This window comes from Sutterella seckii, assembly GCF_009183815.1.
GTDB lineage: Bacteria > Pseudomonadota > Gammaproteobacteria > Burkholderiales > Burkholderiaceae_F > Sutterella > Sutterella seckii.
Genome location: NZ_WEHX01000119.1, coordinates 1 through 5,890 on the forward strand (window position 1 = coordinate 1; position 5,890 = coordinate 5,890).

The window sequence follows — 5,890 nt, forward strand, 5'->3', positions numbered from 1 at the left end:
CGAGGTCATCTGTTGATGGTGTTCTGCAGTACGATCGTACTCAGGCACTTACAGCAACTGTTGCGCAGCTCTCCTTATAGCCTCGACGACTTCTTGACTGTCATGCGAAACCAGAAAGCCAAGATTTATGAGGATCTCGTGGTGCCCATGGAAGCCACCAAGAAGCAGAATGACTTCTACAAACTTGCTCGGATCAAATCGAGCGTCAGCTTGCCGCGTCAGTCTGTTAACTGACCTGGATGCAGTTCTTCACTCACGAAACGCTTACGGGATCTGTAGCCCTAAAAACGACCCGTGAACTCAGGATTATTTAAAGCACACCTGCCATCATCAGCTGCATCTCAGGGTAATCACCACTATGTAATTGCGCATTGCAAAAGTGAAACCTCGTCAATCACCTCTCACCACTGACATCCGAAAACAGAATCTCCGTTCTTCCCTGAGCCGATACCACCTCAATCCGCTCCACAAAACTTCTTCCCTTTGCCCTCACTTCTCCCAAGACTTTAGCAAGCTCAGGGGACTTCGGGCGCGCAGCGATTCGAACACTTCCGTCCGCAAGCTTTTCAGCTCTGAGATCGAACGCTTCCTTGAGCGCTGCAAAATTCCCGGAGAAAACCCCGGAAAGGAGTTCGGACACCCTGCCGACAGCCGGAATATCCGCAGCTGAAAGCACCTGCCTTTCTCCCGCCGCCTCCATCACCACGCCGTCTGGCCCGGCAGTCATGACCGAGGAAAAAGGCTTCTCGGCTTCCCAGCGGAAGATCTTTCCCGTGAGCTCAAAGACGCCCGTCGTCACCATCGGCTTCGGAAACCCGGGAAGCGAGCGCCGCTCCTCAAAGCGGCCTTTCAGGGACTTTGCGGCAAGGGGTTTAAGGAGCGCCTCGTCGGGCGCCTGCGCGGGAAGCTCCTCATAGGACGGGAGACCTGACCCCGCATCGATCTCTGCCGCACCCGCTGCGGGAACCAGAAGCATGAGAGCTGCCCCCGCGAAAGAAAGAAGCGCACAGCGAAGAAAATTTAGAAGTCGCTTCATTTTCGGAAGTCCTCCCAGAAATCAAAGTAATTGGCCCAGTCGAAGGGCGACCTGAGGAGCTCCGCCTCGAGGCTGCCGGCATAGAGAGCCGCCATGCTCGCGAGCCACGCCTCCCGGGCTGCTCGCCTTACGCGGGGCGGCCTTTCGCAGAGTAAATAAAAGCACACGCGGTAGCGGCGCTCTTTCAAATCCGAACGCGTGCAGACCATCATTCTCAAGGGGATGCCGAGCAAAAGCGAAAGAAGCGCGCCTCCGGTCGGAAACCGTGCCGGGTCTCCGAGGAAACTCACACTCGCGGCAGCATCAGACCCCATCGGCACGCGGTCTCCGGCGAGGATGATGTAGGCGCCCTTGGAGGCACGTTCGGAGAGCTCCATCACGAGAGCCGGAGAAAGCGTCTCCCCGATCTCGAAGAAGGTTGCCTGCGGGGGCTTCGCTCCCGCTTTCGCAAGAAGGTCATTAAATTTCCTGGCATGCGCCGTATGCTGCAGGATCACAATCTCATGCTCAGTAAAGCCCGAAGAGCTCGTCATGAGAAGCTCCTGACAACCTGTGTGGGAGGTGAGGATCACGGCTCCGGAGGTTTTCCCGTCCGAGCTGAAGATCTCCTCAGCGACGACATCAAGGCGCGCGCATTTTCCATCTCCCGACAATGCAGCGAACTTCTCAAAGATCGCGAGCGCAAAGTGTTCAAGCTGCGCGATGCCGGAGAAAAGCCCGGGCTCCGGGCTCCCGAAGCTTGAGAGAAAAGGCGCGAGCTTCTCCACGCGCCGTTGATACGCCCCGACAACCTGCCTCAATCTGGGGCTCGTGAGCCAGTATGAGGCGAGAACGGGCTTCAGGATCAGCCGCAGGGTTTTGTCGCCGAGCACCTTCTGAACGGCCAGAAGAATCCGGATTCCGAGGGTGCTCGTGCGCTCCCTGAGGAGCGGCCATTCCGGTCGATCGTGAGGCGGCATGAATCGGGGAAGAAGTTTTATGGAGAGAAAAGACCCGGAGGATCAGTAGATCAGGACGAAGGCCTGACATCGGCTTTGCGGGGCGAGGCCTGAACGGCGTGGCCCGTGGCGGCAAGCCGCACGCGTTCGGCAGCTTCCTGAGCCGCCTGCGCGGCATGGGTCGCGCGCCTGGCGCGCTCCGGATCAACGAGCGGGGCCCTGCCGGGACGGGCGGGCTTCGCTTCCTGGGGCTTCTGCACGCCGGGCTTCGGCGCCCCTTCGCGGAGGCAGACCGGGTCGCGCCCGAAGGCGCGCGACCAGATGATGATGGGAAAGCGCGTGATCATCTGGAGAAAGAGCTTCGCATGCATCCAGCTGATGCGCATGTTGTCCCCGAAGGGCCGGAAGTGACTCACGCCGTCCGCGGGGTAAGTCACCGATACCGGCACGTACTTCAAGCGCACGCCCGCCCAGAGGAGGCGAACGAGAATTTCAGGGTCAAAATCCATGCGGCGGCCGAGCCTCGCGTTTTCGCAGACATCGAGCGCTGCCGCCACCGGATAGATCCTGAGGCCGCACATTGCGTCCTCAATTGAAAGCGAGAGGCTGTTAACCGCGCACCAGAAATTCGTGAGCTTTCGTCCCCAAAGGCGGGACTTCGGCACGCTCGCATCATATTTCGGATAACCGCAGATAAGAGAGGCAGGGTACTTCTGCATGAGTCGAAGAAGCGTAGGGAGCACCGCGAGATCAATCTGCCCGTCCGCATCCACCTGCAGGACGTGCGTGTAGCCCAAGCGCGACGCCGCCTTGAATCCCGTCATGACGGCCGCGCCCTTGCCCTGATTGACCGGGTGATGAATCACTTTCACGAAGGGTGCTGCCAGCCGGTCACAGAGGCTCTTTGTCGGCTCATGCGACCCGTCGTCGACGAGAATCACCGGAATAGAAAGCTGCCGGAGCTGTGCCACAACGCCCTCAAGCTTCGCGGGCTGATCGTAAACCGGTATGAGCGCGCAGACGCGCACCTGCGGCGCCTGTGGCTGAGGGGGCGTGCGGATGCCCGAACGAGCGGGCTTCACCGTAGCGGACTGCTGAGGAGGAATGGAAGACCCTTGAGCGGGCTTGGGCTTATCTTCTTTGGATTCAGACATTGGCGCAGACTCTTCTGAAGCCGGCACGTTAGCGTTGAATGGCTTTGGAGTTGATTGTCAGGGTGGATTGTACTTACTGCCGCAGCGCCTGAACATCAGCGCCGCATAAATCTTCTCTCAGGAAAAACTCCGGGCGCGAACAATTTTTTCTTCTTATACACCTGGAGTAGTAAGCGATGCCTCTCCCAAAGGCTATACTGCCGCAAGCATTCCCCTGCTTTCCCCGAACCTTCCCAGCGCGACGATGGAACACTCTCTTCCTCTCATCTCAACGCTCGTCATTGCGTTTTCCCTTGCCCTTGTCTTCGGCTTCATCGCAGAACGCTTTCTGAAGGCGCCTGCGCTCGTGGGCTACCTGCTCGCCGGCATCGCGGCGGGCAAATATACGCCCGGCGTCTTTGCGGACGCGGCGCTTGCGAACCAGCTCTCAGAAATCGGCGTGATGCTCCTCATGTTCGGCGTGGGCCTTCATTTTTCGATGAAGGACCTCTGGTCGGTAAAGAGCATCGCAGTCCCGGGAGCCGTGCTCCAGATGGCGATTGCGACGCTCCTCGGAGCCCTCTGCGCGCACTGGTTCTTCGATCGCTCATGGGGCGAAGCGATCGTGCTCGGGATTTCGCTCTCCTGCGCCTCGACCGTGGTGCTCCTCAAAGCCCTTGACGTGCGCGGAAAGCTCGCGAGCTCTGACGGCAGAATCGCCGTCGGCTGGCTCGTCGTGGAGGACCTCGCCACCGTCATCATCCTCGTTCTGCTGCCTCCCTTCGCAAGCATCATGATCCCGGGCGAGCCCGGCACCACGGCGCGACTTGCCGGAAGCGGCCTTGCATTCGTCATTCTGAAGACGCTCCTCAACGCCGCGCTCTTCGTCGCCATCATGCTCGTCATCGGCCGCCGGGTGCTCCCCTGGGCGATGGGTCAGGTCGCGCGCACGGGTTCGAGAGAGCTCTTCACGCTCTTCGTGCTTGCCGTCGCGGTGGGCGTCGCCTACGGCGCCGCCGAAATCTTCCACGTGAGCTTTGCGCTCGGCAGCTTCTTCGCCGGCATGGTGATGCGCGAAAGCCGCTTTGCCCACAGAGCGGCCACGGAATCCATTCCCCTCCAGGACGCCTTCGCGGTGCTCTTCTTCGTTGCGGTCGGCATGCTCTTTGACTGGCACATCCTCATTACGAGCCCCTTTGAGGTCCTTGCCGTTCTCTTCATCATTCTCTTCGGGAAGTCGCTTGCGGCCTTCCTTCTCGTCCACACGCTGCGCTACCCCCTCCATACGGCGATCATTGTTGCGGTCTCCCTCTCGCAGATCGGCGAATTCTCCTTCATCCTGATCGGACAGGCAGCGGGACTCGGGCTTGCCGACCAGCACCTTGTGAACCTCGTGGTCGCGGGCGCCATCCTTTCCATTGCGCTCAACCCCGTAGGATTCTGGCTCGAACCTAAGATTTCCAAGGCGCTCACAAGCCGCTGGAGCTGGGCGAGAAAAGCCGCGATGCGGGAAGCTCCCTTTGAGGCGCTCCCGGCGGAAACGGTTCCTGAGAAGCTTTCGGGCCAGGTTGTCGTCACGGGTCCGGCCAACCTCACGGAGTGCTTCGCGCTCCAGCTCGATCAGGCCTCTGTTCCGCTGGTTGCCGTCGTCGACGACGAGGCCGCGGCCGAAAACCTTGCCGCGAAGGGCATCGCCGTGATTCTCGGCGACCCCTCGAAGGACGACACCTGGGTGAGCGCGCATCTCCATCAGGCGCGGCTCCTCGTGCTCCTCGACTCCTCGGTCGACGCCTTCCACAGGGCTGAAGCGGCCCGCCGCGTGGCGCCTGAACTTCCGATCGTCGTGGCCGCAGAAAGCCGCGGCATCTGGCCGGAAGCCGACTTCGAGCACGTGACCTACCTCTCCACGATCGACGCCGCTGCCCGCCTCTTCTCCGCCCAGACGGCCTCGGCCCTCAAGGCCGGCGCCTCCATCGGCGAGCCGATCGGCACGCATGCCGAGGAAACCCGTCAGGAAGAATCCATGATGGATGAAGAGCTCCGCGAGGAAGCCGTCCCTCAGGACGAAGTCCCTCACGCGGAAAAGAAGCCCCGTCCGGTGAGAAAGCTCGCCAACTTCCTCAAGGCCAAGCTCGGTCAGGGTGAATCGAAGAGCGAGGCGAAGCCGGCAGAACCGGCTCCCAAGCCTGAACCCGCTCCGGAAGCTCCGGAAGAGGCAAAGTCTGATGAATCGAAGGAGGATCCGCTCGCAGGAACGGAAGCTTCCTCAGACGCGCTTCCGCCTCAGGCGCCGACCGGCAAAAACGCGCCCTGAAGCCCGTTTGAATCCTGAAGCCTCAGAAAGCCGGCATGCATTTCGCTGCGTGCCGGCTTTTTCTCGTCAGGATACCCGGATTCATTGCCTGATTCTCTCTCTTCAGGCAAATTCACTCATCGGATCAATTGGAAAAATCTCCCTTATAACGGAGAAATTTCCGGAAAATTCTCTGTTGTGACGGAGATTTTTCTTATGCATCCACTGAGAAATTCTGGCTCTTCGGAAATTACCGGGCAAACGATACCTATAGGGAAGTAGCTCCATCCCATAACTGAGTTTCCCGAATCGCATTCCCGACGACTACCCTGCAGTGGGATAAGCGATCCCAAGGTGAGCGTCCCTTGCCTGGGAGCATTCCTTTGATTTTAACCTAAAAGTCGTCTAATGCGGCCACGATTCAATTGACCCCCAACAGCTTGAGGAATAGCTGATCGCGTTTGGTTGTTTCCGTGGTCCATTTGGATGC

Annotated in this window: 5 protein-coding genes; 2 read left to right on the forward strand and 3 right to left on the reverse strand. The window is 59.7% G+C overall.

Annotation, left to right across the window (positions count from 1 at the left end):
* The coding region (locus tag GBM95_RS12800; protein WP_226963290.1) for a hypothetical protein at nt 1-234 on the forward strand (234 nt) is incomplete at its 5' end.
* A 160-nt stretch (nt 235-394) separates the two neighbouring features.
* On the opposite strand, the gene GBM95_RS10775 is transcribed toward GBM95_RS12800, so the two are convergent.
* The 3 genes from GBM95_RS10775 to GBM95_RS10785 are packed head-to-tail and all read right to left on the reverse strand — an operon-like array spanning nt 395 to nt 3,128.
* On the reverse strand, nt 395-976 hold the full coding sequence (locus GBM95_RS10775; protein WP_152159097.1) for an outer membrane lipoprotein carrier protein LolA: 582 nt from the start codon (nt 974-976) through the stop codon (nt 395-397).
* Nucleotides 977-1,032: 56 nt separating this feature from the next.
* The gene (locus tag GBM95_RS10780) at nt 1,033-1,995 is read right to left on the reverse strand and encodes a hypothetical protein (protein ID WP_152159098.1); all 963 of its coding nucleotides are present in this window, start codon (nt 1,993-1,995) and stop codon (nt 1,033-1,035) included.
* 50 nt (nt 1,996-2,045) lie between these two features.
* Nucleotides 2,046-3,128, reverse strand: coding sequence for a glycosyltransferase family 2 protein (locus GBM95_RS10785; protein WP_152159099.1), 1,083 nt, complete (start codon nt 3,126-3,128; stop codon nt 2,046-2,048).
* A gap of 244 nt (nt 3,129-3,372) precedes the next feature.
* Between GBM95_RS10785 and GBM95_RS10790 the strand changes: the two genes are divergently transcribed.
* Complete coding sequence (locus GBM95_RS10790) at nt 3,373-5,421, forward strand: cation:proton antiporter (RefSeq protein WP_152159100.1); 2,049 nt, start codon at nt 3,373-3,375, stop codon at nt 5,419-5,421.
* Nucleotides 5,422-5,890 lie beyond the last annotated feature (469 nt).